This is a genomic window from Microbacterium sp. NPDC090225 (assembly GCF_044772365.1).
Lineage (GTDB): Bacteria > Actinomycetota > Actinomycetes > Actinomycetales > Microbacteriaceae > Microbacterium.
The window spans coordinates 1-23,468 of sequence record NZ_JBIVYS010000002.1; the positions used below are offsets into that span (position 1 = coordinate 1).

The 23,468-nt window shown below is 70.9% G+C and carries 22 protein-coding genes and 1 rRNA gene; 15 read left to right on the forward strand and 8 right to left on the reverse strand.

All coding sequences use genetic code 11. The features are described from left to right. Nucleotides 1-85, forward strand: a 5S ribosomal RNA gene (gene rrf, locus ACIQTT_RS13875); the annotation flags it as partial. 73 nt (nucleotides 86-158) lie between these two features. Here rrf and ACIQTT_RS13880 read toward each other — a convergent pair. Continuing rightward, the gene (locus ACIQTT_RS13880; protein ID WP_402791231.1) at nucleotides 159-947 is read right to left on the reverse strand and encodes an IclR family transcriptional regulator; all 789 of its coding nucleotides are present in this window, start codon (nucleotides 945-947) and stop codon (nucleotides 159-161) included. A 52-nt stretch (nucleotides 948-999) separates the two neighbouring features. On the opposite strand from ACIQTT_RS13880, the gene hutH reads away from it, so the two are divergent. From hutH to hutI, 3 genes are read left to right on the forward strand one after another with little or no spacing between them, the layout of a single operon-like run. Next, the gene (hutH, locus tag ACIQTT_RS13885; protein ID WP_402791234.1) at nucleotides 1,000-2,541 is read left to right on the forward strand and encodes a histidine ammonia-lyase; all 1,542 of its coding nucleotides are present in this window, start codon (nucleotides 1,000-1,002) and stop codon (nucleotides 2,539-2,541) included. Beyond that, on the forward strand, nucleotides 2,534-4,207 hold the full coding sequence (gene hutU / locus ACIQTT_RS13890; RefSeq protein WP_402791237.1) for a urocanate hydratase: 1,674 nt from the start codon (nucleotides 2,534-2,536) through the stop codon (nucleotides 4,205-4,207). The genes hutH and hutU overlap by 8 nt, the downstream gene beginning before the upstream one ends. A 32-nt stretch (nucleotides 4,208-4,239) precedes the next feature. Then, nucleotides 4,240-5,406 carry an imidazolonepropionase gene (hutI, locus tag ACIQTT_RS13895; protein ID WP_402791240.1) on the forward strand — a complete coding sequence of 389 codons (1,167 nt, stop codon included), beginning with the start codon at nucleotides 4,240-4,242 and terminating at the stop codon, nucleotides 5,404-5,406. 47 nt (nucleotides 5,407-5,453) lie between these two features. Here hutI and ACIQTT_RS13900 read toward each other — a convergent pair whose 3' ends face one another. Next, nucleotides 5,454-5,993: a TetR/AcrR family transcriptional regulator gene (locus ACIQTT_RS13900; RefSeq protein WP_402791242.1), complete on the reverse strand. Its 540-nt coding sequence runs from the start codon at nucleotides 5,991-5,993 to the stop codon at nucleotides 5,454-5,456. A 99-nt stretch (nucleotides 5,994-6,092) separates the two neighbouring features. Here ACIQTT_RS13900 and ACIQTT_RS13905 point away from each other — a divergent pair, with 99 nt between their 5' ends. Continuing rightward, a complete protein-coding gene (locus tag ACIQTT_RS13905) occupies nucleotides 6,093-6,803 on the forward strand; it encodes an MBL fold metallo-hydrolase (RefSeq protein WP_402791245.1) in 711 nt (236 codons plus the stop codon). Nucleotides 6,804-6,843: 40 nt separating this feature from the next. On the opposite strand, the gene ACIQTT_RS13910 is transcribed toward ACIQTT_RS13905, so the two are convergent. From ACIQTT_RS13910 to ACIQTT_RS13920, 3 genes are read right to left on the reverse strand one after another with little or no spacing between them, the layout of a single operon-like run. Continuing rightward, complete coding sequence (locus ACIQTT_RS13910) at nucleotides 6,844-7,449, reverse strand: cysteine hydrolase family protein (protein WP_402791248.1); 606 nt, start codon at nucleotides 7,447-7,449, stop codon at nucleotides 6,844-6,846. Further along, complete coding sequence (locus ACIQTT_RS13915) at nucleotides 7,446-8,885, reverse strand: purine-cytosine permease family protein (protein WP_402791251.1); 1,440 nt, start codon at nucleotides 8,883-8,885, stop codon at nucleotides 7,446-7,448. Before ACIQTT_RS13915 ends, ACIQTT_RS13910 begins: the two co-directional genes overlap by 4 nt. Before the next feature lie 57 nt (nucleotides 8,886-8,942). Continuing rightward, nucleotides 8,943-10,226, reverse strand: coding sequence for a M18 family aminopeptidase (locus tag ACIQTT_RS13920; RefSeq protein WP_402791254.1), 1,284 nt, complete (start codon nucleotides 10,224-10,226; stop codon nucleotides 8,943-8,945). Nucleotides 10,227-10,459: 233 nt separating this feature from the next. Between ACIQTT_RS13920 and ACIQTT_RS13925 the strand changes: the two genes are divergently transcribed. Beyond that, nucleotides 10,460-11,332 (forward strand): EamA family transporter, encoded by an 873-nt coding sequence (locus ACIQTT_RS13925; RefSeq protein WP_402791256.1) that lies wholly within the window; start codon nucleotides 10,460-10,462, stop codon nucleotides 11,330-11,332. Between the two features lie 176 nt (nucleotides 11,333-11,508). Further along, on the forward strand, nucleotides 11,509-13,149 hold the full coding sequence (locus ACIQTT_RS13930; protein WP_402791259.1) for a DUF222 domain-containing protein: 1,641 nt from the start codon (nucleotides 11,509-11,511) through the stop codon (nucleotides 13,147-13,149). 81 nt (nucleotides 13,150-13,230) lie between these two features. Here the strand turns inward: ACIQTT_RS13930 and ACIQTT_RS13935 are convergent, their stop codons facing one another. Together ACIQTT_RS13935 and ACIQTT_RS13940 are read right to left on the reverse strand one after the other, a co-directional pair. Beyond that, nucleotides 13,231-13,716 carry a YfbM family protein gene (locus ACIQTT_RS13935; RefSeq protein WP_402791262.1) on the reverse strand — a complete coding sequence of 162 codons (486 nt, stop codon included), beginning with the start codon at nucleotides 13,714-13,716 and terminating at the stop codon, nucleotides 13,231-13,233. 54 nt (nucleotides 13,717-13,770) lie between these two features. Continuing rightward, a complete protein-coding gene (locus ACIQTT_RS13940; RefSeq protein WP_402791264.1) occupies nucleotides 13,771-14,514 on the reverse strand; it encodes a GntR family transcriptional regulator in 744 nt (247 codons plus the stop codon). 172 nt (nucleotides 14,515-14,686) lie between these two features. Between ACIQTT_RS13940 and ACIQTT_RS13945 the strand changes: the two genes are divergently transcribed. From ACIQTT_RS13945 to ACIQTT_RS13970, 6 genes are all read left to right on the forward strand, one after another. After that, on the forward strand, nucleotides 14,687-15,616 hold the full coding sequence (locus tag ACIQTT_RS13945) for a phosphate/phosphite/phosphonate ABC transporter substrate-binding protein (RefSeq protein WP_402791267.1): 930 nt from the start codon (nucleotides 14,687-14,689) through the stop codon (nucleotides 15,614-15,616). 111 nt (nucleotides 15,617-15,727) lie between these two features. After that, nucleotides 15,728-16,552 (forward strand): phosphonate ABC transporter ATP-binding protein, encoded by an 825-nt coding sequence (gene phnC / locus ACIQTT_RS13950; protein WP_402791270.1) that lies wholly within the window; start codon nucleotides 15,728-15,730, stop codon nucleotides 16,550-16,552. Beyond that, nucleotides 16,549-18,294: a phosphonate ABC transporter, permease protein PhnE gene (gene phnE / locus ACIQTT_RS13955; protein ID WP_402791273.1), complete on the forward strand. Its 1,746-nt coding sequence runs from the start codon at nucleotides 16,549-16,551 to the stop codon at nucleotides 18,292-18,294. The genes phnC and phnE overlap by 4 nt, the downstream gene beginning before the upstream one ends. After that, complete coding sequence (locus tag ACIQTT_RS13960) at nucleotides 18,291-19,460, forward strand: TIGR03364 family FAD-dependent oxidoreductase (RefSeq protein ID WP_402791276.1); 1,170 nt, start codon at nucleotides 18,291-18,293, stop codon at nucleotides 19,458-19,460. The genes phnE and ACIQTT_RS13960 overlap by 4 nt, the downstream gene beginning before the upstream one ends. Then, the gene (locus ACIQTT_RS13965; RefSeq protein ID WP_402791279.1) at nucleotides 19,457-20,182 is read left to right on the forward strand and encodes an HAD family hydrolase; all 726 of its coding nucleotides are present in this window, start codon (nucleotides 19,457-19,459) and stop codon (nucleotides 20,180-20,182) included. The genes ACIQTT_RS13960 and ACIQTT_RS13965 overlap by 4 nt, the downstream gene beginning before the upstream one ends. A 12-nt stretch (nucleotides 20,183-20,194) precedes the next feature. Next, nucleotides 20,195-21,346, forward strand: coding sequence for an alcohol dehydrogenase catalytic domain-containing protein (locus tag ACIQTT_RS13970; protein WP_402791282.1), 1,152 nt, complete (start codon nucleotides 20,195-20,197; stop codon nucleotides 21,344-21,346). 16 nt (nucleotides 21,347-21,362) lie between these two features. Here the strand turns inward: ACIQTT_RS13970 and ACIQTT_RS13975 are convergent, their stop codons facing one another. Continuing rightward, the gene (locus ACIQTT_RS13975) at nucleotides 21,363-21,899 is read right to left on the reverse strand and encodes an FHA domain-containing protein (RefSeq protein ID WP_402791285.1); all 537 of its coding nucleotides are present in this window, start codon (nucleotides 21,897-21,899) and stop codon (nucleotides 21,363-21,365) included. Between the two features lie 199 nt (nucleotides 21,900-22,098). Between ACIQTT_RS13975 and ACIQTT_RS13980 the strand changes: the two genes are divergently transcribed. After that, nucleotides 22,099-22,440 (forward strand): ATP-dependent DNA ligase, encoded by a 342-nt coding sequence (locus ACIQTT_RS13980; protein WP_247625244.1) that lies wholly within the window; start codon nucleotides 22,099-22,101, stop codon nucleotides 22,438-22,440. A gap of 118 nt (nucleotides 22,441-22,558) precedes the next feature. Continuing rightward, complete coding sequence (locus tag ACIQTT_RS13985) at nucleotides 22,559-23,443, forward strand: SDR family oxidoreductase (protein ID WP_402791288.1); 885 nt, start codon at nucleotides 22,559-22,561, stop codon at nucleotides 23,441-23,443. The last annotated feature ends 25 nt before the right edge of the window (nucleotides 23,444-23,468 follow it).

The following is a 23,468-nucleotide window of genomic DNA, read 5'->3' on the forward strand; positions in this document are numbered from 1 at the left end:
TTACATTCCGAACCCGGAAGCTAAGCCTCACAGCGCCGATGGTACTGCAGGGGGGACCCTGTGGGAGAGTAGGACACCGCCGGACTTCTTTTAAGAAAAAGAGCCACCCAATGCTGGGTGGCTCTTTTTCGTTGTATGGCCATGTGAGAGCCGCCCGCTCAGCGCGCCAGCCGCGCCTCGAGCACGGATGCGGTGCCGTGCACGGCATCCGCCAGCGTCTCTTCCGTGACGTCGTCCCCGGCCCAGGTGACGGCGACGGCGGCGACCGGCCATCCGTTGTGATCGCGCACTGCGGCGCCGACCGAACGCAGGCCGTCGGCCACCTCGCTGTCTTCGGTGGCGTACCCTCGAGCGCGCGCCTCACGCAGCACCTCGCGGAGCTCGCGCGGCGTTCGCGGTCCCACGCCCGTGCGGTCGGGGAACGCCGAAGTGCTGGGGTACAGGGCCCGCACCTGCTCGCGGGGGAGCGCGGCCAGCATCGCTCGCCCGCTCGCGGTCAGATGCGCGGGCAACCGCACGCCCACGTCGGTCACCAGGGCCGGTCGTCGAGGTGCACGCTCCTCGACGATGTACAGCACGTCGCCCCCGCTCATCACGGCAAGGTGCGTGCTCTCCCCCAGTCGGTCGGAGAGGGCGGCGACGAGGGGGCGCCCCAGCCGGGCGAGCGGCTGTTGGCGGGCGTAGCCGCCGGCGAGCTCGAACGCGGAGGTGCCCAGACCCCACCGGCGGTCTTCGCGCAGGTGCACGACGAAGCCGTGCGTGGCCAGCGTTCCGAGCAGGTGATACACGGTCGATCGGGGTAGCGCGAGATCGCGTGCGATGGCCGATGCCGCAACCGGCGCCGGGCGCCCGGCCAGATACCGGAGGATTCGTAGCGTGTGCTCCGCCGCCGGCACCTGCGCGGGAGCGTCGGCCGCGGCATCCTTACTGTCTGGGATCACAGACACAGGATGTCATGTTCCGCTGTCGTGGGCGACCCCTCGGGTGTGGAATCGAAACATGAGTGAACTCGCCCCCGTGCTCGTCGGCGCCACCCCGCTGGCTCCCGCCGATGTCGTCGCCGTCGCCCGCCACGGCGCTCCCGTCGTGATCGCCCCCGAGGCGTTCGCTCGCGTCGCCGAGACCCGCGCCGTGATCGACGGGCTCGCCGCCGATCCGCACCCGCACTACGGCGTCTCGACCGGCTTCGGCGCGCTCGCTACCACCTTCATCGCCCCTGATCGTCGTCTGCAGCTGCAGGCGAGTCTCATCCGTTCGCACGCGGCGGGCACCGGCGCCGAGGTCGAGGCGGAGGTCGTGCGCGGCCTGCAGCTGCTGCGACTGCAGACCCTGGCTTCGGGGCGCACCGGTGTGCGGCCCGTGGTCGTCGAGACCTACGCGGCGCTGCTCAACGCAGGGATCGTCCCGGTCGTGCGCGAGTACGGCTCTCTCGGCTGCTCGGGTGATCTCGCCCCGCTCGCCCACATCGCGCTGGCGGCGATGGGGGAGGGCGACGTGCGCACGGCCGACGGCGCGCTGGTCCCGGCATCCGAGGCTCTGGCGTCCGCGGGCATCGAGCCGGTGACCCTCGTCGAGAAGGAGGGCCTCGCCCTCATCAACGGCACCGACGGGATGCTCGGGATGCTGGTGCTCGCGCTCCACGACCTCGAAGAACTGCTCCTCACCGCCGACATCGCCGCGGCCATGTCGATCGAGTCGCAGCTGGGCACGGATGCCGTCTTCGCCGCCGATCTCATGGCGCTGCGTCCGCAGACGGGACAGGGCGTGTCGGCGACGCACCTGCGCGCGTTCCTCGGCGACTCGCCCATCGTGCACAGTCATAAGGGGCCGGAGGACGGACGGGTGCAGGACGCGTACTCGCTGCGATGCTCACCGCAGGTGCACGGCGCCGCGCGCGACACCGCGGGCTACGCGGCGACGATCGCCGGACGCGAGCTCGCGAGCGTCATCGACAACCCGGTCATCACGCTCGACGGCCGGATCGAGTCGAACGGCAACTTCCACGGGGCGCCGGTCGCCGCCGTGCTCGACTTCCTCGCGATCTCGGTCGCCGACGTCGCCTCGGTCTCGGAGCGGCGCACCGACCGCGCGCTGGATCCGGCGCGCAACCACGGTCTCCCGCCGTTCCTCGCCGACGAGGTGGGCGTCGACTCCGGCCTCATGATCGCGCAGTACGCCGCGGCCGGCATCGTGTCGGAGCTCAAGCGCCTGGCCGTTCCGGCCTCCGTCGACTCGATCCCCTCCTCGGCCATGCAGGAGGACCACGTCTCGATGGGCTGGGCGGCCGCGCGCAAGCTGCGCCGCTCCATCGACGGCCTCGGCCGGGTGCTCGCGATCGAGATCCTCACCGGCGCGCGGGCCCTCGATCTGCGCGCGCCGTTGCAGGCCGGCCCCGCCACGGGGGCCGTGCGCGACCTCGTGCGCACGGTCGCCGCCGGCCCCGGCCCCGACCGCTTCCTCTCTCCCGACATGGAGGCCGTGACCGCTCTCGTGCAGTCCGGCGCCGTCGCCCGCATCGCAAAGGAGCACGCGAATGACTGACCAGAAGCCCACCCTCACCGACACGACGCGCACCGTCCGCGCCGCACGCGGCAATCAGCGCACGGCCAAGACCTGGGGCGCCGAAGCAGCCAAGCGGATGCTGATGAACAACCTCGACCCCGAGGTGGCGGAGCACCCGGAGAGCCTGGTCGTCTACGGTGGCACCGGTCGCGCCGCCCGCAGCTGGGAGGCGTACGACGCGATCGTGCGCACCCTCGACGAGCTCGAGCCCGACGAGACGCTGCTCGTGCAGTCGGGCAAGCCGGTGGGCGTCTTCCGCACGCACGAATGGGCGCCGCGGGTGCTCATCGCCAACTCGAATCTCGTGGGGGACTGGGCGACGTGGCCCGAGTTCCGCCGGCTCGAGGAGCTGGGTCTGCTGATGTACGGCCAGATGACGGCCGGTTCGTGGATCTACATCGGCACGCAGGGCATCCTGCAGGGGACCTACGAGACCTTCGCCGCCGTCGCCCGCTCGCTCGGCCGCGACTCGCTGCGCGGCACACTCACCCTCACCGGCGGCGCCGGGGGCATGGGCGGTGCGCAGCCGCTCGCGGTGACCATGAACGACGGCGCCGTGCTGATCGTCGACGTCGACGAGTCGCGTCTCGCCCGCCGGGTCGAGCACGGGTACCTCGACGAGTACACGACCGATCTCGACGCCGCCGTGGCGCGCGTGCTCGCCGCGAAGGATGCCGGAGAAGCGCTCTCGGTGGGGGTCGTGGGCAACGCCGCCGAGGTGTTCCCCGAACTCCACCGCCGCGGCGTGCCGATCGACATCGTGACCGATCAGACCAGTGCGCACGATCCGCTCGCGTACCTGCCCGTCGGCGTCTCCGTCAGCGACTGGAAGGCGGAGGCGGAGCGCGACGCCGAGGAGTTCACGCGGCGCTCGCGGGAATCGATGGCGGCGCACGTCGCCGCGATGGTCGCCTTCCAGGACGCCGGTGCCGCGGTCTTCGACTACGGCAACTCGATCCGTCGGGAGGCGGAGCTCGGCGGGTTCGACCGTGCGTTCGCGTTCCCGGGGTTCGTGCCGGCCTACATCCGGCCGCAGTTCGAGGAGGGTCGCGGGCCCTTCCGCTGGGCCGCGCTCTCGGGCGACCCCGAGGACATCGCGAAGACCGATCGGGCGATCGCCGAGCTGTTCCCCGAAGACACCGCGCTGCACCGCTGGCTCGACAAGGCCGGCGAGAAGGTGCACTTCGAAGGGCTTCCCGCCCGCATCTGCTGGCTCGGATACAAGGAGCGGCACCTCGCCGGTCTGAAGTTCAACGAGATGGTCGCCTCGGGCGAACTCTCGGCACCCATCGTGATCGGGCGCGACCACCTCGACGCAGGCTCCGTGGCCTCTCCCTATCGCGAGACCGAGGCGATGAAGGACGGCTCCGACGCGATCGCCGACTGGCCGTTGCTCAACGCGCTGCTGAACACCTCCTCGGGTGCCTCGTGGGTGTCGCTCCACCACGGCGGAGGCGTCGGCATCGGCCGGTCTCTCCACGCCGGTCAGGTGACGGTCGCCGACGGCACCGACCTCGCCGCCCAGAAGCTCGAGCGCGTGCTCACCAACGACCCCGGCACCGGGGTGATGCGGCACGTGGATGCCGGGTACGAACACGCCCGTGAGGTGGCGCGCGAGCGCGGCCTGAACGTCCCGATGCTCTGAGCTGTGCTTCCTGATTCTGAAAGGCTGACGCCATGACGACGCTCCTCACGAACATCGGCGAGTTGACGACGAACGTGCCGGCGGTGGGCCCTTCGATAGACGCAGGGACCCAGGTGGACGCGGCTGTCCTGATCGACGGCGACCGGATCGCATGGGTGGGGGCGGCGGCGGATGCTCCGACCGCCGACGAGATCGTGGATGCCGCGGGGCGTGCGGTCGTACCCGGGTTCGTCGACAGTCACAGCCACCTGGTGTTCGGGGGCGATCGGGCGGTCGAGTTCGAGGAGAGGATGGCGGGACGCACCTACGCGGCCGGCGGCATCCGCTCGACCGTGGCGGCCACTCGTGAGGCGAGCGACGCCGAACTGCGTGCGCGGGTGCGCGGATTCCTCGACGAGATGCTCGCGCAGGGCACGACGACCGTCGAGATCAAGAGCGGCTACGGGCTCAGCGTTGCCGACGAGGAGCGTCTCGTGCGTCTCGCCGCCGAGGTGACGTCCGAGGTGACGTTCCTCGGCGCGCACGTCGTGCCGGCCGAATACGCCGATCGGGGTGACGAGTACGTCGACCTGGTGACCGGTCCGATGCTCGACGCCTGCGCCCCGCACGCGCGGTGGATCGACGTGTTCTGCGAGACCGGGGCCTTCACCGTCTCGCAGTCGCGTCGCGTGCTCGAGGCCGGGATCGCCCGGGGCCTGGCACCGCGGGTGCACGCCAGCCAGCTCGGACCGGGGGAGGGCGTCGCGCTCGCTGTCGAGCTGGGTGCGGCATCCGTCGACCACGGCACCTACCTGACCGACGAGGATGTCGCGCTGCTCGCGGCATCCGACACCGTGCTCACCCTGCTGCCGGGCGTCGAGTTCTCGACCCGCCAGCCGTACCCCGACGCGCGCCGGCTGATCGATGCCGGCGTCACGGTCGCGCTCGCGTGCGACACGAACCCGGGGTCGAGCTTCACCTCGTCGATGCCGTTCTGCATCGCCGTCGCTGTGCGCGACATGGGCATGACCCCGGCGGAGGCCGTGTGGGCCGCGACGGCGGGCGGCGCCCGGGCGTTGCGCCGCGACGACATCGGGATCGTCGCCCCGGGGGCGCGGGCCGACCTCGTGCTGCTCGACGCGCCCACCCGCATCCACCTCGCGTATCGCCCCGGCGTGCCGCTCGTGGCGCGCGTGTGGAAGGACGGCGTCGCGATCTGAGCCGCCGTTTCAGGCGGTCAGACGGTCAGGGTCAGGAGGGCAGACGGTCAGGCCGTCAGCCCGGCGAGCAGTCGGCGCAGCCCGTAGTCGAACGCCTGGCCGACGTCGCCGCCGAGCCGGAACGCGCCCGACAGCTCCATCTGCAGGAATCCCGTCGCCCAGGCCGTGAACAGGCGCGCGGCGTCGAGGGCATCCGCCTCGCCGACGAGGGCGGCGGATGCGCGCAGCACGGGTTCGGACGCGCGATGCAGGGCGTCGACGGGAGCGGACGCCATGAACATCAGCCGGAAGCTCTCGGGATGCTCGTGGGCGAAGGCGCGGTAGACCTCGGCGAGGCTGGTGAGGTCGGTGCCCGCGGTGTCGGTGCCCGAGCGGTCGAGGCGCGAGCCGAGCTCGTCGATCGCTGCTTCGGCCACCGCGGTGAGGAGGGCATCGCGGTCGCGCACGCGCTTGTAGAGGGAGGGGGCGCGCACGCCGACCCGGGTGGCGACGGCCTGCATCGTGAGGCTCGCCGGCCCCGACTCCTCGAGGATCGCGCGCCCGGCGGCGACGATGGCCTCGGTCGAGGTGCGTTCGGGTGCCGGCATGGGCCCTCCTTGATAGCTATTGACAATAGCCATGATAGCTACGTATCGTAGCCTTCGCAATCGTCCGCCGATCGCACCCGTCCAGAAAGGACCCCCACCATGCTTCTCGCCCCGCACCTGCACCGTCTCGGCAACGACATCGTCGCCTCCTACCTGATCGACGCACCCGAGGGCATCACGCTGATCGATGCCGGACTGCCCGGCCACTGGCGCGATCTGCATCGCACCCTCGCCGAGATCGAGCGCCCGCTCACCGACATCCGCGGCGTCGTGCTCACCCACGGCGACAGCGACCACATCGGCTTCGCCGAACGACTGCGGCGCGAGGTCGGGGTGCCCGTGTTCATCCATGCCGCCGATGCGCACCGCGTGCGCACGGGCGAGAAGCCGAAGACCGCGATGGGGCCGGCGCGGCTCGGGCCGATGCTCGGGTTCCTCGGCTACGGGCTGCGCAAGAACGCCTTCCGCACACGCCATGTCGCCGAGGTCCGCGAGGTCGGCGACGGCGACGTGCTCGACCTGCCCGGCTCGCCCGTCGTGATCGGGATGCCGGGGCACTCGCCCGGCAGCATCGCCGTGCACGTCCCCCTCGTCGAGGCCGTCTTCGTCGGCGACGCGCTCACCACCCGGCACGTGCTCACCGGAAAGGTCGGTGCACAGCCCGCCCCGTTCACGGATGAGCCTGCCGACGCGCTCGTCTCGCTCGACCGGCTCGCCGGGGTGTCGGCATCGTGGGTGCTGCCCGGGCACGGAGCCCCCTGGCGCGGATCACCGGCCGACATCGCGGCAGCCGTGCGGTCAGCCGCCTGAGGCTTTCCTGTCTGGGGCTTTTCCTGTCTGGGGCGGGGGTTCAGCGCCCCGCGAGCACCGTCGCCGTGTCGCTGATCGTGATCTGCGGCGGGTAGAGACCCATCACCTGAACGGCGGCGGCATGGTTCTCGGCGGTCGACCCCGCACAGGCATCGGCCGCGAGGGTGACGTGGGCCCCGGCATCCGCGGCGGCCAAGGCCGTCGAGATCACGCAGCAGTCGGTGGAGACACCGGCCAGCACGATGTGCGCTCCGCGTCCGACGATCCGCTCGATCTCGACGCCCCACTTACCGAACGTCGGCAGGTCGAGCGTCGGCAGCGGTGACAGTGCGGATGCCTCGGGCACGAGAGCGAACAACGGGTCGGTCGGCGGCCGATCGGCGAACGGCCACGCGGTGAAGTAGTCACCCCAGGAGGTGGAGCGGTCGGCCGTCGGCATCCACCGCGTCACGAGCACGCGCTCGCCGAAGGACTCCGCGAGGGTCCGGATACGGGGCATCGCCTCGGCGAAGAACGGCGAACCCCATGCGGAGTCGGGCGCCGCGAAGATCGTCTGCGGGTCGATCACGACCAGCCAGGGCTGCTCCGTGGCGGGCGCTCCCGCTCCGGTTCCCACCGCCGACGTCGCCCCGGCCGAGGTGCTCACGCCTCCTGCCGCCGGATCTTGCCCGCGCGCGCGATGTAGGTCACGAGGAACGAGAGCACGAGAGCGAAGAAGACGCCGAGGTTGGCGTACGCCCACTCGCCCTCCTTGCCCCCGATCAGGAACAGCAGATAGCCCTGCCAGTTGTTCCACGCGGCATCCGCGGCGAAGTTGTTCACGACGAGACCCCAGCCGATGGCGCTGGTGATGACCATCGTGCCGATCGAGGTCCAGTCCCAGGCGCCGTAGCGGCCGCTCGCGTCGAAGAGCGCCTCTTCGTCGTAGTCCTTGCGGCGGCGCAGGATGTCGGCGATGAGGATGCCCGCCCACGAGGCCAGCGGAACACCGAGCGTGATGAGGAAGCTCTGGAACGGGCCCAGGAAGTCGGTCGCGAAGAAAACGACGAAGATCGTGCCGATCGTCAGGATGACGCCGTCGATCGCGGCGGCCGAGGGGCGCGGGATGCGGATGCCGAGGCTGAGTAGCGTGAGGCCCGAGGAGTAGATGCCGAGCACCGCGCCCGAGACGAGGGCGAGCACGGCGGTGAGCAGGAACGGCACGAGCACCCACAGCGGGAGGATGGTCGCGAGGGCGCCGATCGGGTCGGCCTGCACGGCGGCGAAGAGATCGTCGTTGGATCCCGCGAGCAGCAGACCGAACACCACCAGGATCACGGGCGCGACCGAGCCGCCGATCGTGTTCCACGCGACGATCGCCCCGTCGGACGCGGTGCGCTTCTGGTAGCGCGACCAGTCGGCGGCGATGTTGATCCAGCCGAGGCCGAAGCCGGTCATCACCATGACGAGGGCGCCGATGACCTGGCCGATCCCGCCGTCCGGGCGGGCGAGCACGGCCTCGAGATCGATGCTGGGCGCGGCGAGGATCACGTAGAGGATCGTCACGGCGCCGGTGAGCCAGGTGAGCACCGACTGCATCTTCATGATGGCGTGATAGCCGAGCACCGAGGCGCCCACGATGAGCGCCGCGACGATGACGGTCGCCGTGATCTTGAGCGCGATGCTGTCGCCGTCGCCGCCGAGTTGCGTGATGACGGTGGCGGTCGCGAGCACGGCCATGATGGCGAGGAACGTCTCCCACCCGATCGACGTCAGCCACGACACGATGCCGGGCACCTTCTGCCCGTGCACGCCGAAGGCCGCGCGCGAGAGCACCATGGTCGGCGCGGATCCGCGCTTGCCGGCGATCGCGATGAGGCCGCAGAGCAGGAACGACACCACGATGCCCACGATCGAGACGATCGTCGCCTGCCAGAACGAGATGCCGAAGCCGAGCACGAACGATCCGTACGACATGCCGAAGACCGACACGTTCGCCGCGAACCACGGCCAGAACAGGTCGCGCGGCTTCGCGGTGCGCTCGGACTCGGGGATGATCTCGATGCCGGCGCGCTCGATGAGGCCGGGCGGGTTCTGCGTCATCCCCTCATCCTGGCACCGGCCACGGACAGGCGGGCGAAAAAGACGACCTCGGGGGGGTCAGGACCGGAAGAACGCCTCGGCGGTGCGGGCGAGATCGTGCAGGTCCGAGACGCCGGCGAGCTCGCGCGCGGAGTGCATCGACAGGATCGGGATGCCCACGTCGACGGTGCGGATGCCGAGGCGGGTCGCCGTGATCGGTCCGATCGTCGAGCCGCAGGGCACGCCGTTGTTCGACACGAACTCCTGGGTCGGTACGCCGGCCCGCTCGCACCAGGCATGCCAGGCGGCGGCACCGAGAGCATCCGTCGCGTAGCGCTGGTTGGCGTTCAGCTTGAGGATCGGACCCGATCCGAGCACCGGCTGAACGACGGGGTCGTGCTTGCCGACGTAGTTCGGGTGCACCGAGTGGCCGACGTCGCTCGACAGGCACCACGACGATGCGAAGGCGCGGCGGCGCTCCGAGGCATCCGCTCCGAGCCCGTCGGAGATGCGCCCCAGGATGTCTTCGAGGAAGGGGCCGGCGGCGCCGGAACGCGAGTTCGACCCGAGCTCCTCGTGGTCGAAGGCTGCGAGCACCGCAATCGGGGCACCTGCCTCGGTCTCGTGCGCGGCGAGGGCGACGACGCCCGCGTGCACCGAGGCGAGGTCGTCGAGGCGACCCGAGGCGAAGAAGGCGTCGTCCTTGCCGAACACGGCGCCGCGCGCGGTGTCGGCGATCACGACGTCGTAGCCGCGGATGTCGGCGGCGTCGACTCCGGCGGATGCCGCGAGCTCGCCCAGCACGTCGGCCTCGCTCGGGTCGCCCAGCCCCCACACCGGCTGCGTCTCGACCTGCTTGTCGAGCGCGAGTCCGCTGTTCGCGGTGCGGTCGAGGTGGATGGCCAACTGCGGCAGGCGCAGCAGCGCGCCGGTATCGGCGAGCACGACGCGGCCGCCGGTCAGCGCGAGCCGTCCGGCGAGACGCAGCTCGCGGTCGAGCCAGGAGTTCAGCAGCGGACCGCCGTACACCTCGACGGCGGCCTGCAGCCAGCCCCGGGTGCCGGTCGTCGGCTGCGGCTTGAGCTTGAAACCGGGGGAGTCGGTGTGCGCGCCGAAGACGTGCACGGGCGTGGTGGGCGCGGCATCCGTCGGTACCACCCAGGCGATCGTCGCGCCGTCGCGCACCACGACGAAGCGACCGCCGGGCTGTGCGGGCCAGGCGTCCTCCTCGTTCAGGCGCGTGAAGCCCGAGTCCTCGAGGCGGCGGGCGATCTCGGCCGCGGCGTGATAGCTCGAAGGGGACGCGGCGACGAAGTCGGCGAGGTCCTCGGCGTGGGCGAGGGCGACCGGAGTGACGGGCATGGAGGGCCTTCCTGCAGACGGGCGTCCTTCGAGCGTACCCGCGGATGGTGCCGTATCCGATCGTTCACCGTGGGGGAGTAGGGTGCACCTCGATAGCGCCTAGGGTTCCGGGGTTCGCCCGACTGGTCCGAGCGGCGCCACGGTTCGTCTCCGCAGGCGAGCCGTCATCTGACCGGACAAAAGCCCGGAGGAACCCTGTTCGTCGCGCCCGCGGCGGCCGGAAGGGTTCCCGTATGTCCGCTCTCGCCTTCGCGCTCGTCATCGGAGCCGCACTCTCGCACGCCGCCTGGAACATCATCGCCCACGGCATCAGCCGCGCCGGTATGCCGTTCCTGTGGTGGGGAGCGGTCGGCAGCACGGTGGTGTGGGCCGGGGCGATCCCGTTCACGGGCGGGATCGGGGCATCCGATCTCGGTTCGTTCCTGCTGGGCGTCGGAGTCTCGGCAGTGCTGCACGTCGGCTACATGTTCGTGCTGCAGCGCGGCTACCAGGAGGGCAACCTCTCGACCGTCTACGCCACGGCTCGGGGCACGGGGCCGTTCCTCTCGGTGATCATCGCGGTTCTGCTGCTCGGAGAGCGTCCGTCGGTGGTGGCGTTGCTCGGAGTGGCGGCGGTGATCGCGGGCGTGGTCGCGATCGGTTTCGTCGACCGCGGGGGACGTGGCGATGCGCGACGTCGGATCGACCCCGCGCTGGTGTTCGGTGTTCTCACCGGTGTCGCGATCGCGATCTACACGATCTGGGATGCCCACGCCGTGCGCACCTGGGGTCTCTCGCCGGTGGCGTTCATGGTCGGAACGACGCTGCTGCAGGTGCCGTTCTACTCCCTGGCCGTCGGAGTGCGCGGACGGTGGGCGGCGGTGCGGATGCTCGGGCGAACCCAGTGGCGGCGCATCGTGGCGTTCGGGGTGCTGTCGCCGCTGTCGTACATCCTCGTGCTGACGGCGATCCAGATCGCTCCGGTCGCGCTCGTCGCGCCGCTGCGCGAGGTGAGTGTGGTGATCGTGAGCCTGTTCGGGGTGCTGGTGCTGCGCGAATCGCGCCCGTGGTGGCGGGTGGGCGCGTCGGCGGTGGTGGTCGCGGGGATCGTGCTGCTCGCAGTGTGAGGTGGTGCTTGTCCCCTCAGTTGGGTCCCTGGATTTTGTCGAAGGGTCCCGCCCCGCATGCACTCGTTCTGCACCGGTGCTGCGCTGTTCCGAGTTCTCCACCATTCGCGCCGATAGTGCCTGTGGCCTGGTCTTTTCGCGTCCGAATGTCGGTGGCCCCTGGTGGACTGAGTGACATGAACAGCACCGCCGAACTCCTGGACCGGGTCGCCACCGACCTGACCACGGTGCTGCGCGCAGATGTCGTGGCGGGGCTGTCGGATGCGGAGAAGATGCAGGTCCTCCGCGCCGCCGGCGAGGTCGCGAGGCGGGTCGACGCGGTGATCGTCGAGACGGTCGCATCGGTCGATCAACGCCCCGCCGGGTCCGGAGAACTCGCATTCTGCGGACGGTTCGGATGCCGGACGATGAACGAACTCGTCCAACGGGTCCTCCGAACGGACGCGGCCGGCGCGGCACGGGTCGTGAAAGCCGGGAAGATCGTGCGGCGGGAGTTGGACTTCTCGTCCGGGGTGCTGTTGCCTGCCCGCTGGCCGGCCCTGCGGGACGCGTTGCTGGACGGGGCGGTCGGGATCGCGGGGCTGCTCGCGGCGACCGGGCCGGTCGAGCAGGCCGGCGTCCGGATCGGTGCGGCGGACCGATTGCGGGCGGACGCCGAACTGGCCGAGTACGCGCGCGGATTCGTCGTCGTCGATGATGGTGATGCCGATGACGTCGACGATCCGGATGCAGCATCGGATGTGGAGGCGGGACCGCCCGCGACGCCCGAAGACCTCAAGCTCCTGTCGCGGGTGATCGTGACCTACCTCGACCCCGACGGCGCCGAACCCGCCGAAGAACGCGCGATGCGTGCGCGGGGAATCGTGCTCGGCCGGGTGAAGGGCGGAGTGATCCCGATCCGTGGATCCCTCCTGCCCGAGACGGCGGGGCAGTTGCAGCGCATCTGGGATGCGTACCTGAACCCGAAAGTCGACGGACCACCCGTCCCGGCGACCCCGCGATCAGAAGAGGGGATGGTGGGCGGAGTGAGGTTCGTGCCGACCGTTGACGACGCGCCGCTGTGTGGAACGAACGACTTCCTCGATGGTGATGCTCTCCCCTCCGGTGATCCCAGCGGGATGGTCGATGGCCGTTCCCGTGCGCAGAAGCAGCACGACGCCCTCGCCGCGGTCCTCGGCATCGCGGCCCGTCACGGTGACATGCCCTCCCTCGGCGGTGCCGCCCCGACCCTCGTGGTGTCGGTGACTGCGGAGGACTATGCGACCGGGCGGGGCTGGTCGCATGTCGACGGTGTGGATGATGCCCCTGTCTCCCTGTCGACCGCCCGGCACACCGCCTGCGGCGGCAGCATCCAACGCGTCACCTCCGACCCGGCAGGGCGCATCATCGGCATCGACACCACCGACCGGGTGTTCACCGCCCACCAACGTCGTGCGATCACGCTCCGCGATAGGGAGTGCCTCATCCCCGGATGTCACGTGCCCGCGAGCTGGTGCGAGATCCACCACGTCACCGAACACGCCCGCGGCGGCCCCACCAGCACCGACAACGGCGTCACCCTCTGCTGGCACCACCACCGCACCCTCGACACCTCCGGCTGGCACATCCGCATGCACAACGGCACACCCGAGATCCGCGGACCCGCCTGGTGGGACCCCCGCCAGAAATGGCGAACACCCCGCCCTGCATCACACGCCGCCGCCGCTGCCGCCACCGCTGCCGCCACCGCTGCCGCGACCGCTCCCGCGAATGCGACGGCGACCGCCAGCGCGACCGCGACCGCGAGACACCGGACACGAACGCCGATGCGCGCATGAGTACAGCTTGGCGACCGCGACCGCCTCCGGTCATCCGAGATCCGCGGCGAGCCCCGCAGCCACTCGGGCCCGGCCGCATCCTCAGTAGATGCTGATCACCAGGTGACGCTCGGCGTCGGCGGCCTGCTGGTGCACGCGCCGCAGTTCGGCGAAAGCATCCGTCAGCTCGGCCCGCAACTGCGCGGGGTCGTCGGTCCAGATGTTCGGGTAGACCCGCGCCGAGGCGAACGCCGCGAAATCGACCCTCGCGAGCGCCTCGTCGAGGTCGACCGCGTCGAGGGCTTCGATGATCGGCTCGAGCTCGTCATTCTCTGTGCAGCCGACGAAGTCGTCACCGCCGAACGCGTGCACGCCCACGATGGCCTCGCTCAGCGGGTCGTCCTCGCGCGGAGCGGATGCCGACACCCCCGTGAGCAGGAAGTGCAGACCGTCCCACATCTTGTCGACGTAGACCGTCGGCGCCCCCGTCTCTTCGAGTTCCTCGAGCGTCGAGAGCAACACCTCGGGCGACAGCGACACCAACCGATCGAGCGTGCCCTCATCGATCAGTGTGTATGCAGCCCTCATGCCCATCCGAACCCTCCCCGTTCGTCGCGGTACCGCTCCCAGCCTAGAGGGACGTCAGGCTCCGACCGCGCGCATGAAGTGCCCATCGGTCGAGATGCCCGAAGCGGCGACCGTGAAGCGCACGACCTCGCTGAGATACCGATCCTCGGACGCTTCGAAGATGCGCCCGTCCGCATCGCGCGAGGTGCGGCTCAGCCGCAGGATCGGTGTGCCCTGCGGTACCTGCAGCAGCGCGGCATCCTGCTCGTCCGCCGCGACGGCGTCGATCACGTGCTGCAGGCCCACGATCGGATGCCCCTGCGAACCCAGGTACTCGGTGATCGAGACCTCGTCGAGATCGACGTCGAACAACCGACGACCGGCGGCCTCGGTGTAGAACAGCCGCTCGAGCATCGTGGGGCGACCATCGAGCAGTCGCAGACGCACGACGCTGACGATCGTGTCCTCCGGCTCGACGCCGAGCGCCGCGGCATGATCACCGGCGCGTCGCAGGCTCAGCTCCTGGGTCTCGGCACCGGGCTCGACGCCCAGGTCGCGCGCCCACCGCGTGAACGGCACCGACACGTCGACGGCCTGGCTGGCCTTGCGTGCGACGACCCGCGCGGGTCGGCCGCGTCCCGTCTCGATCAGCCCCTCGCCGCGCAGGGCGGCGAGCGCGTTTCGGATCGGGCCACGCGAGGTATGCCACCGCTCGGCCAGCTCGGCCTCGGTGGGAACATCGTCGCCGGGGCGCAGGATGCCGGACGCGATCTGCGCGCGCAGATCCTCGGCGATCTGGGTATAGACAGCTTCTGCCACATAGGCATATTACTTGTCCACGCGGCCAAGTCCAGCCCCGCGATCGTGCAGAAGTCCGCCCGGGAACGCGCGGGTGAACGACCGTTGAACTCTGCCGAGTTAGGTATATTTCTCGCCCGCCGACCTGAGAGAGTCATCCGTGGATCACCCCTCCCACCTCTGAAAGGTCCTCATGAAGCTCCGTGCTCTCCCCGCTCTCGCGGGTGTCGCGTTCCTCGCCCTCGGCCTCGCCGCCTGCTCCGGCACCGCCGAGGCGACCGGCTCCGACACCGACGCGGCGGCGTCCTCCGCCTCCGGTTTCGCGGTCGACGAGAACACCCTCGTCTTCGGCGTCGTTCCCGACTCGGTCGACACCGAGACGAACTACCAGCCGCTCATGGACTACATCGCCGAGATCACCGGCAAGACCGTCGAGTACCACGAGTCCACCGACTACGCCGCGCTCATCGAGGCCGCCGTCGCCGGCAAGGTCGACGTCGCCTCGTTCTCCGGCTTCACCTACGTGACCGCCACCAACAACGGTGCGAAGCTCACCCCGATCTCCTCGATCGTCACCGAAGAGGGCCAGGAACCCGGCTACTACTCGCAGGCGATCGTCCCCGTCGACAGCGACATCGACAGCATCGAGGACTTCGCGGGCAAGAAGGTCTGCTTCGTCGACCCGTCGTCGACCTCGGGCTACCTCTTCCCCTCCTACAACCTGCTCGAGGCGGGCATCGACCCGAAGACCGACATCACCCCGGTCTTCGCGGGCAAGCACGACGTCAGCGTCCAGAAGGTCGGCGAAGGCGTCGAGTGCGAGGTCGGGTTCGCCGAGGACTCCGAGGTCGAGAAGTCGGATGCCGTGAAGGTCATCGACGAGACGATGGTGCCCGGCGCCCCGCTGGTGTACTCCTCGACCCTCCCGGACGAGGTCGCGCAGGAGCTCATCGACGGCCTCGCTGAGATCACGATCGACGACATCATCGCCGCGGGCATCGACGGCGCCGACACCGACGGGTTCCGCAGCGTCTTCCACGCCACCGAGCCGGTCGACGACGCGTACTACGACCTCATCCGCGACATCTGCACGGAGACCGAAGCGGAGCAGTGCAAGGCCTGACCCAGGTCTGCTGACCCGTCCGGAGCCGATCGGGACGCCCACCGTCCCGATCGGCTCCACTCCCACATCCACGATCACGCTCACGATCCCGACATCCGCAGGAGCCACGCCATGACCACGACCGACGACCTGATCCGCCTCGACGGCGTGACGAAGACCTTCGGGTCGACCACCGCCCTGAAGGATGCCTCGCTCCAGGTCTCCCGCGGCGAGATCGTCGTGCTGCTCGGCCTCTCCGGCTCGGGCAAGTCGACGCTCCTCCGCCACCTCGACGGCCTCGAGACCCCGACCTCCGGCTCGGTCGAGGTGCTCGGCTCCCAGGTCCCGGCCCTCCGGGGGCGTGCGCTGCGCACGCTGCGCAGCCGGGTCGGCTTCATCTTCCAGCAGTTCGAGCTGGTGCCCTCGCTCACGGTCCTCGAGAACGTGCTCACGGGCTCGCTCTCCGGCATCCGCGGTCCGCGACTGGGTCTGTGGGGCTACTCGAAGGCCGCGAAGCTGCGCGCTCTCGAACACCTCGACCGCGTCGGCATCCTCGACCGCGCCTACCAGCGCAGCGACACGCTCTCGGGCGGGCAGCAGCAGCGCGTGGCGATCGCCCGCGCCCTCATGCAGAAGCCCGACATCCTGCTCGCCGACGAGCCCGTCGCCTCGCTCGACCCCGAATCCAGCGACCAGGTCATGGCGCTGATCCGCGAGATCGCCGCAGACGAGGGACTCACGGTCGTGTGCAGCCTGCACCAGGTCGACCTGGCCATCTCGTGGGCCGACCGCATCGTCGGTCTGCGCCACGGCGAGATCGTGCTCGACACCCCCACCACCGACCTCACCAAGGCCGAGGTCATGGAGATCTACGGCCGCGTCGCGACATCGACCGCCGAGATCACCGCCGTGGCGATGGAACTGGCGGATGCCGCGACACAGGTGGCGGCCTCATGACGCTCCTCGCCGATCGGCCGTCGGGCACCTCGGGCACCTCGCACACCTCGGTCGCGGAACGCGCGCCGAAGCATCCGATCTCGCCCGAGCGCATCGCGGCCGGACTCACCCTGCTCGCCCTCGTCGTGCTCGGCGTGCTCGCCGTCGGCGAGGTCGGCATCTCGATCCCGGCGATGGTGGAGAGCTGGGGCAACGCCGAGAACTTCATGGCGCGCGTGGGTGGACTCACGTTCCCCGAGCCAGGCGACCTGCTCTGGCTGATCGCGCTGACGGTCGGACTCGTGCTGGTCGGCACCCTGCTCGCCGCGGTGCTCTCGGTGCCGATCGCGTACCTCGCGGCATCGAACACGACCCCCGGAAACGGCTGGCGCGCCGCCGCCCGTTTCGTCGGCGTGCTCACCCGCGCCCTGCCCGACGTCGTGCTCGCGATGGCGTTCGTGCTGATGTTCTCGCTCGGAACCCTCCCCGGCATCCTCGCCATCGGCATCCACTCGATCGGCATGATCTCGAAGATGTTCGCCGATGCGATCGAGCAGATCGACGAGGGGCCGCGCCTCGCGATCCGCGCCGCGGGCGGGTCGAAGCTGCAGGAGTTCACCGCCGGCGTCCTGCCGCAGGTGCTGCCGAGCTGGGTCGCGACGGTGCTGCACCGCAACGACATCAACCTGCGCGGGAGTGTCGTGCTCGGGTACGTCGGCGTCGCAGGTCTCGGACTCGAGATGTCGTACGCGTTCAAGGCGCTCGACTACGGCAAGGGCCTCGGCATCGCCCTCGTGATCTTCGTGCTCTGCATCGCGATGGAGATCGTCTCGAGCCTGGTGCGCGGCGCGATGCTCGGCCACGAGAAGCAGACCCGCTCGTGGATGGACCGGATCGTGCACCCGCGGCTCTCGCCCTCCGCCGCGGCCGGAGACAGCGCCTCCGGCGCCCGCCCGGCGTGGGCGACCAGCCCGCAGACCGCGGTGCGTCGCCCCTGGACCCGCCAGCGCGTGCGCAACACCGCCGCCGGTATCGTGGCCGTGCTCGTGGTGCTCGGCAGCGTGGTCGTCAGCGACATCACCTGGACCGACTTCCTCACCTTCTGGGCGAAGCTCCCCGAGACCGCCGCGAAGTTCTGGCCGCCCTCGTTCGGCAACTACGACGCGGCGTCCATGATCGAGGCCATGCGCGACACCGTCGCGATCGCGCTCGCCGCGACCGTGCTCACCCTGCTCCCGTCGCTGCTGCTCGGTTCGCTCGCCGCGAGCAACGTCGCCCCGAACGGGGGAGTGCGCGCCACCGCCCGGTTCCTGCTCGTCGGCATCCGCGGTATCCCCGAGCTGATCCTCGCGATCGTGCTCGTCGTCATCACGGGCCTCGGGCCGCAGGCCGGTGTGATCGCGCTCGCGATCGGCGGCATCGGTCTGCTCGGCAAGCTCATCGCCGACTCCTTCGAAGAGGTCGACCGCGGCCCCGAGCGCGCGCTGCGCGCCGTCGGCGCCACGCGCCTGCAGACCTACAGCTCGGCCACGGTGCCGCAGGGCATGCAGGCGCTCATCGGGCACAGCTTCTACATGCTCGACACCAACATCCGCGCGGCGACGATCCTCGGCATCGTCGGCGGTGGCGGCGTGGGCTACTACCTGCTGAATGCCAGCCAGGGATCGCGCTACGAGACCGTCACGGCGATCGTGCTGATGATCCTCGTCACGGTGCTCGTCGTGGAGGGGCTCGCGATGTGGATGCGCAAGGTGTTCAAATGAGCGGTGTTCACCTGAGTGGTGTTCACACGAGCGGGCGCTGCGACACCGCCGACCTCGTCGTCGTCGGCTCGGGGATCGTCGGCCTCGGTGCCGCCTACGCCGCAGCGCGTCGCGGGCTGCGCGTGATCGTCGTCGATCGGACGGATGCTCCCGCCGGCGCCACGATCCGCAACTTCGGGCACCTCTGCATCGGCGCCCAGGCCGGAGAGGCGCGTCGGTACGCGGACGCCTCCCGCCCGCTGTGGCTGCGGTTGGCGCGCGACGCCGGGTTCTGGCTGCGGGAGTCGGGCACGCTCGTCGCCGCGCGTCACGACGACGAGATCGCGGTGCTCGAGGCCGCTGCCCGCGACGGCGGGATGCGGATGCTCGACGCCGAAGAACTGCTGCGGCTCGCTCCGCTGCGCGCCGAGGCGGTCATCGGCGGCGCGCACATCGACACCGACCTGCAGACCGATCCGCGCAGCGCGGCGGCCGCGATCGTCCGCCACCTCGCGCGGCTCGGGGTGGACTTCCGCTTCCGCACCGCGGTCACCGCGGTCGCAGGGGAGCGCGTCGAGACGACGCGGGGCACGCTCACCGCTGCGCACGTCGTCGTCGCCGTGAACCACGACATCGACCAGCTCCTCCCCGAGATCGCCGAGCGGCGCGGGATCGAGCGGTGCGCGCTCGACATGATGCGGGCCGCGGTGACGCTGCGGCATCCGCTCTCGGCCCCGCTGCTCACGGGCTGGTCGCTCGTCCGGTACGGCCGCTTCGCGGGCACGCCGGAGGGCGCGCGCCTGCGCGAGCGCCTGCACGCCGAGCGCCCCGATCTCGCCGCCCTCGACCTCAATCAGATGTACACGCAGCTGCCCGACGGCACGCTGATCATCGGCGACTCGCATGCGACGGCCACCACGCCCGCTCCGTTCCAGCCCGAGGCGGCGTTCACGGCGTTCCTCGACGAGGCCGCCGCGCTGCTCGACATGCCGACGCCGCGTGTGCTCGAGCGCTGGCAAGGCGTCTACGCCAAGGCCGCCGGCGACTTCCTCGTCGAGCGCGGCGACGCCGGTGCACTCGTGCTCGCCGCCACCACCGGCATCGGCATGACGACCGGGCTCGGCCTCGCCGAAGAGAACCTCACCGCCGCCTTCGGGTGGACCCCCGCGATGGAAGGAACCCCTTGAACACTCCGCTCGATTCCCCCGTCCCCGTCGAGCTCGTCGTGCTCGACATGGCCGGAACCACCGTGCTCGACGACGGCGTCGTGGAGCAGGCGTTCCAGCGCGCCGCCGCACGCACCGGCGTCGCCGATCGGATGCCGTGGGCCGAGGCCCTCGATCACGTGCGCGTCACGATGGGGCAGTCGAAGATCGACGTGTTCACGCACCTCGCGGGGGGCGATGTCGCCGCCGCCGAGCGGGCGACCGCCGCGTTCGAAGACGCCTACGCCGAGATCGTGCGCGAGCAGGGTGTCAGCGAGATCCCCGGGGCCGCCGAGGCGATCCGCGGGCTGAAGGACGCCGGGCTGCGCGTCGTGCTCACGACGGGTTTCGCCCCGGTCACCCGCGACGCCCTGATCGACGGTCTCGGCTGGGGCGACCTCGTCGACCTCGCCCTCTCGCCGGTCGACGCCGGTCGCGGGCGCCCCGCTCCCGACCTCGTACTCACGGCCCTCCTGCGCACGGGCGCGTCGTCGGTCGCCGCCGTGGCGGTCGCCGGCGACACGGTCAGCGATGTCGAGTCGGGCATCCGCGCGGGTGCCGGATTCGTGGCGGGTGTGCTCTCGGGCGCGCACGACCGACGTGCCCTCGACGAGGCCGGAGCGGATGCCGTGCTCCGCGACGTCACCGGCCTGCGTGCGGCCCTCGCCGAGCGTGGCCTGCTGCCGCTCGTCACGAGCTCCTGAGGATGTGACGTCATGGGAACGATGCTGACCCGCCCACCCGGGCACCGGCGCGACGTGGCGCTGCGACCGGCGGCCACCGCGATGGTGTTCGTCGGAGAGGGGCAGCCCCACGAGACGATCGCCGTGCCGGGCGTCGCCCTCTCGGACGGCGACGTGCTGGTCGCGGTCGAGCTGTCGACCATCTGCGGATCCGACGTGCACACCGTGCAGGGGCATCGACCCGCCCCGGTGCCGCTGGTGCTCGGACACGAGAGCGTCGGCCGGGTGATCGCGCTCGGCGACGCCGGGGCGACGGCCACCGACGGCGCACCGCTGCGGATCGGCGACCGGGTGGTCTGGTCGATCACGGTGTCGTGCGCGAGCTGCGACCGGTGCCTGTGCGGCATGCCGCAGAAGTGCCGCACGCTCGGCAAGTACGGGCACGACCGCATCGGTGCGCACGGAGAGCTGACCGGAGCCTTCGGCAGTCACATGCAGCTGCGTGAGGGAACCACGATCGTGCGGGTGCCCGAGACGCTCCCGGCATCCGTGCTCGCTCCTGCCTCGTGCGCGACCGCGACGGCCTGGGCGGCCGTCGCCCGCGCGGCCAGGCATCGCGATCTGGACGGTGCGCGGGTGCGCATCCACGGAGCCGGCCTCGTGGGGCTGTCGGCCGCCGCGATCGCCGCCGAGCAGGGGGCGCTCGTCGAGGTGCTCGACCCGAACGACACGCGTCGCGCCCGTGCGCAGGAATGGCTGGCACCACGCGGAGCCCGGTCGCTGAGCGGGCGGAGCGAGACGACGGGCGGCGCGGTGTCGTCCGGTGCCGCCGGGACCCCCGAGCCCGACGTCGTGATCGAGGCATCCGGTCATGCGGTGGCCGAGGCCCTCGACGGGGTGGGTGTCGGCGGGATCGTCGTGCTCGTCGGCAGCGTGTTCCCCGCCGACCGGGTGCCGCTCGACGCCGAGAGCATCGTGCGCCGCCTCGTCACGGTCGCCGGCGTGCACAACTACACGGGCGCCGATCTCGCCGAGGCGGTGGCGTTCCTCGCCGGGCGCGGACGCGCCTATCCCTTCGCGGATGCCGTGGGCGCCGTGCGGCCTCTCGCCGCGATCGACGAGGCGCTCGCCGAAGCATCCGCCCCGGGAGCGCCCCTGCGCGTCGGACTGGTTCCGGTGCGGTGATCGCGCCGGCGGTCCGTCAGCGGTCCGCCGAATCCGGACCCGGCGTGCCCTCTGCGGGACCGTCGGGAGCCGCGGCGTCGTCGGGGCCCGCTGCCGCCTCATCGTGCGCGTAGTCGGGTCGCGGCGGCTGCAGCGGCTGGTCGTCGTACTCGCCGCCCTTGCGCCCACCGAAGGGGCGGCCGTGGTCGGCGAACTCCTCGCGGTGGTACACGAACGTCCACGGTCCGGCGGTGAAGCGTGCGCCCGTGCGCAGGGTCTCCGTGCTCGGTGCGGAGTGGGTCCCGTCGGCGTTGTCGCTCGCGTTGCGCTCGCCCTCGCCGTGGAGTTCGAGCACGTACTCGTCGCGCTCGTCGTGGGTGATCGTGGCGTGCACCGGATCGGTGTCGGCGAGACGCAGTTCGTTGCCCGCCGCCGAACCGATGCGCACGACGTCGACGTCGAGGAGGAACTCGGTGCGCTCGTCGTCTCGCGAGATGCGCAGCTTCGGTGCGCCCGCGCCCCACTCGGCGTGGGTCGTGGTGGGGGTGTAACCGTCGGTGCCTGAATCGGTCATCCGTCATCGCCTCCTCGGCAGGTTGGATCTCGACTCTAGGGTCGCGGGTCACCGCCGTCGCAGGGGCTTGACTTCGCCTCGGCGGGGTGCCACGTGACCCCGTATTCCGTGCAGCGAACGAGGAGGGCATACGCTTATCTCATGGGGTGATCCCGACGGCCGGGTCGGAGAACCGAAGCATCGCACCAAGGAGCACCTGATGGGGAAGTTCGTCTACGAAGGCGGAGTCAAGACAGAGATCGAGGACCGAGCGCTCACGCACCTGCAGCTCGTCATCACCGCGAAGCTGCGCCGGGGCGAGCCGTTCCCGTTCAGCTGGCGTGAAGACGCGAGCGTCGGCGGTGGACGCACGACCGTGTGGATCCAGCCGGCGAGCTCGTTGGTCTTCAAGTACTTCGGCAGCCGCCAGCCGTCGATCAACCGCGCGTGGATCGAGGCGCTCGCGTTCACCGCGAACGCGCCCAGCGGTCTCTACCTCGTGCCCGAGCCGGCCGAGAACGGCGAGGCCCCGACGACGACCGAGATCCCCGCAGCACCGTAGAGCTGAGCGCTCCGGGTCGGAGCATCCGCCTGTCAACCCCCTGGAAACGGGGAGGGGCTGACGGCATCGTCGGTACCTCGCGAGACGAGACCGACGATACGGAACCCCAGGTGACGAGATGACTGCTTCCCCGACCGACCCCCGACACGCCCACCGCGAGGAGGGGTTCCCGGCGCAGCAGCAGGATCAGCCGGGGCTCACCGGGCTGACGCTGCCCACCCCCGACCACGGGGAGTCGAGCTACGTCGGCCACGGCCGCCTCGACGGGCGGCGCGCGCTGATCACCGGCGGTGACTCCGGCATCGGCCGAGCGGCGGCGATCGCCTTCGCACGCGAGGGCGCCGATGTCGCGATCGCCCATCTCCCGGAGGAGCAGGCGGATGCCGACGACACGGTGCGCCTGATCCGCGACGCGGGGCGCACCGGCGTGAGCCTCGCCGGGGACCTCCGCAACGACGAGTTCGCGGCGGCGATCGTGTCGCACACCCGCGAGGCCCTGGGCGGTCTCGACGTGCTCGTGCTCAACGCCGGGTACCAGCACGACATCGACGGGTTCGAGACGCTCGACCCCGATCGGATGCGCCGGGTGTTCGAAACGAACCTGGAGGGGATGCTGCTCACTGCCCGCGCCGCCTTCCCCGACCTCGAGCCGGGAGCGAGCATCATCGTCACGGCCTCGGTCCAGGCGTACAACCCCTCACCCGGACTCATCGACTACGCGATGACGAAGGCCGCGCAGGTCGCGTTCGTGCAGGCGCTCGCCGAAGAGGCGGGACCCCGCGGCATCCGGGTGAACGCGGTGGCGCCGGGACCGATCTGGACCCCGCTGATCCCCGCCACCGGATGGGACGAGGAGCGCCTCGCGACCTTCGGTCAGGACACTCCGCTGGGTCGTGCCGGGCAGCCGGCGGAGCTCGCGGGGGCGTACGTGTACCTCGCCTCCGCGGAGTCGTCGTACACCTCGGGCATCGTGTTGCCGGTCACCGGGGGCAAGCACCTCTGACGTGAGCGCGGACGGCGCGGAGCTA

Coding starts and splice junctions, on each gene's coding strand:
- hutH (WP_402791234.1), top strand. CDS start 1,000: ATGAGTGAACTCGCCCCCGTGCTCGTCGGCGCCACCCCGCTGGCTCCC.
- hutU (WP_402791237.1), top strand. CDS start 2,534: ATGACTGACCAGAAGCCCACCCTCACCGACACGACGCGCACCGTCCGC.
- hutI (WP_402791240.1), top strand. CDS start 4,240: ATGACGACGCTCCTCACGAACATCGGCGAGTTGACGACGAACGTGCCG.
- ACIQTT_RS13900 (WP_402791242.1), bottom strand. CDS start 5,993: ATGCCGGCACCCGAACGCACCTCGACCGAGGCCATCGTCGCCGCCGGG.
- ACIQTT_RS13905 (WP_402791245.1), top strand. CDS start 6,093: ATGCTTCTCGCCCCGCACCTGCACCGTCTCGGCAACGACATCGTCGCC.
- ACIQTT_RS13915 (WP_402791251.1), bottom strand. CDS start 8,885: ATGACGCAGAACCCGCCCGGCCTCATCGAGCGCGCCGGCATCGAGATC.
- ACIQTT_RS13920 (WP_402791254.1), bottom strand. CDS start 10,226: ATGCCCGTCACTCCGGTCGCCCTCGCCCACGCCGAGGACCTCGCCGAC.
- ACIQTT_RS13925 (WP_402791256.1), top strand. CDS start 10,460: ATGTCCGCTCTCGCCTTCGCGCTCGTCATCGGAGCCGCACTCTCGCAC.
- ACIQTT_RS13930 (WP_402791259.1), top strand. CDS start 11,509: ATGAACAGCACCGCCGAACTCCTGGACCGGGTCGCCACCGACCTGACC.
- ACIQTT_RS13935 (WP_402791262.1), bottom strand. CDS start 13,716: ATGAGGGCTGCATACACACTGATCGATGAGGGCACGCTCGATCGGTTG.
- ACIQTT_RS13945 (WP_402791267.1), top strand. CDS start 14,687: ATGAAGCTCCGTGCTCTCCCCGCTCTCGCGGGTGTCGCGTTCCTCGCC.
- phnC (WP_402791270.1), top strand. CDS start 15,728: ATGACCACGACCGACGACCTGATCCGCCTCGACGGCGTGACGAAGACC.
- phnE (WP_402791273.1), top strand. CDS start 16,549: ATGACGCTCCTCGCCGATCGGCCGTCGGGCACCTCGGGCACCTCGCAC.
- ACIQTT_RS13960 (WP_402791276.1), top strand. CDS start 18,291: ATGAGCGGTGTTCACCTGAGTGGTGTTCACACGAGCGGGCGCTGCGAC.
- ACIQTT_RS13970 (WP_402791282.1), top strand. CDS start 20,195: ATGGGAACGATGCTGACCCGCCCACCCGGGCACCGGCGCGACGTGGCG.
- ACIQTT_RS13975 (WP_402791285.1), bottom strand. CDS start 21,899: ATGACCGATTCAGGCACCGACGGTTACACCCCCACCACGACCCACGCC.
- ACIQTT_RS13980 (WP_247625244.1), top strand. CDS start 22,099: ATGGGGAAGTTCGTCTACGAAGGCGGAGTCAAGACAGAGATCGAGGAC.
- ACIQTT_RS13985 (WP_402791288.1), top strand. CDS start 22,559: ATGACTGCTTCCCCGACCGACCCCCGACACGCCCACCGCGAGGAGGGG.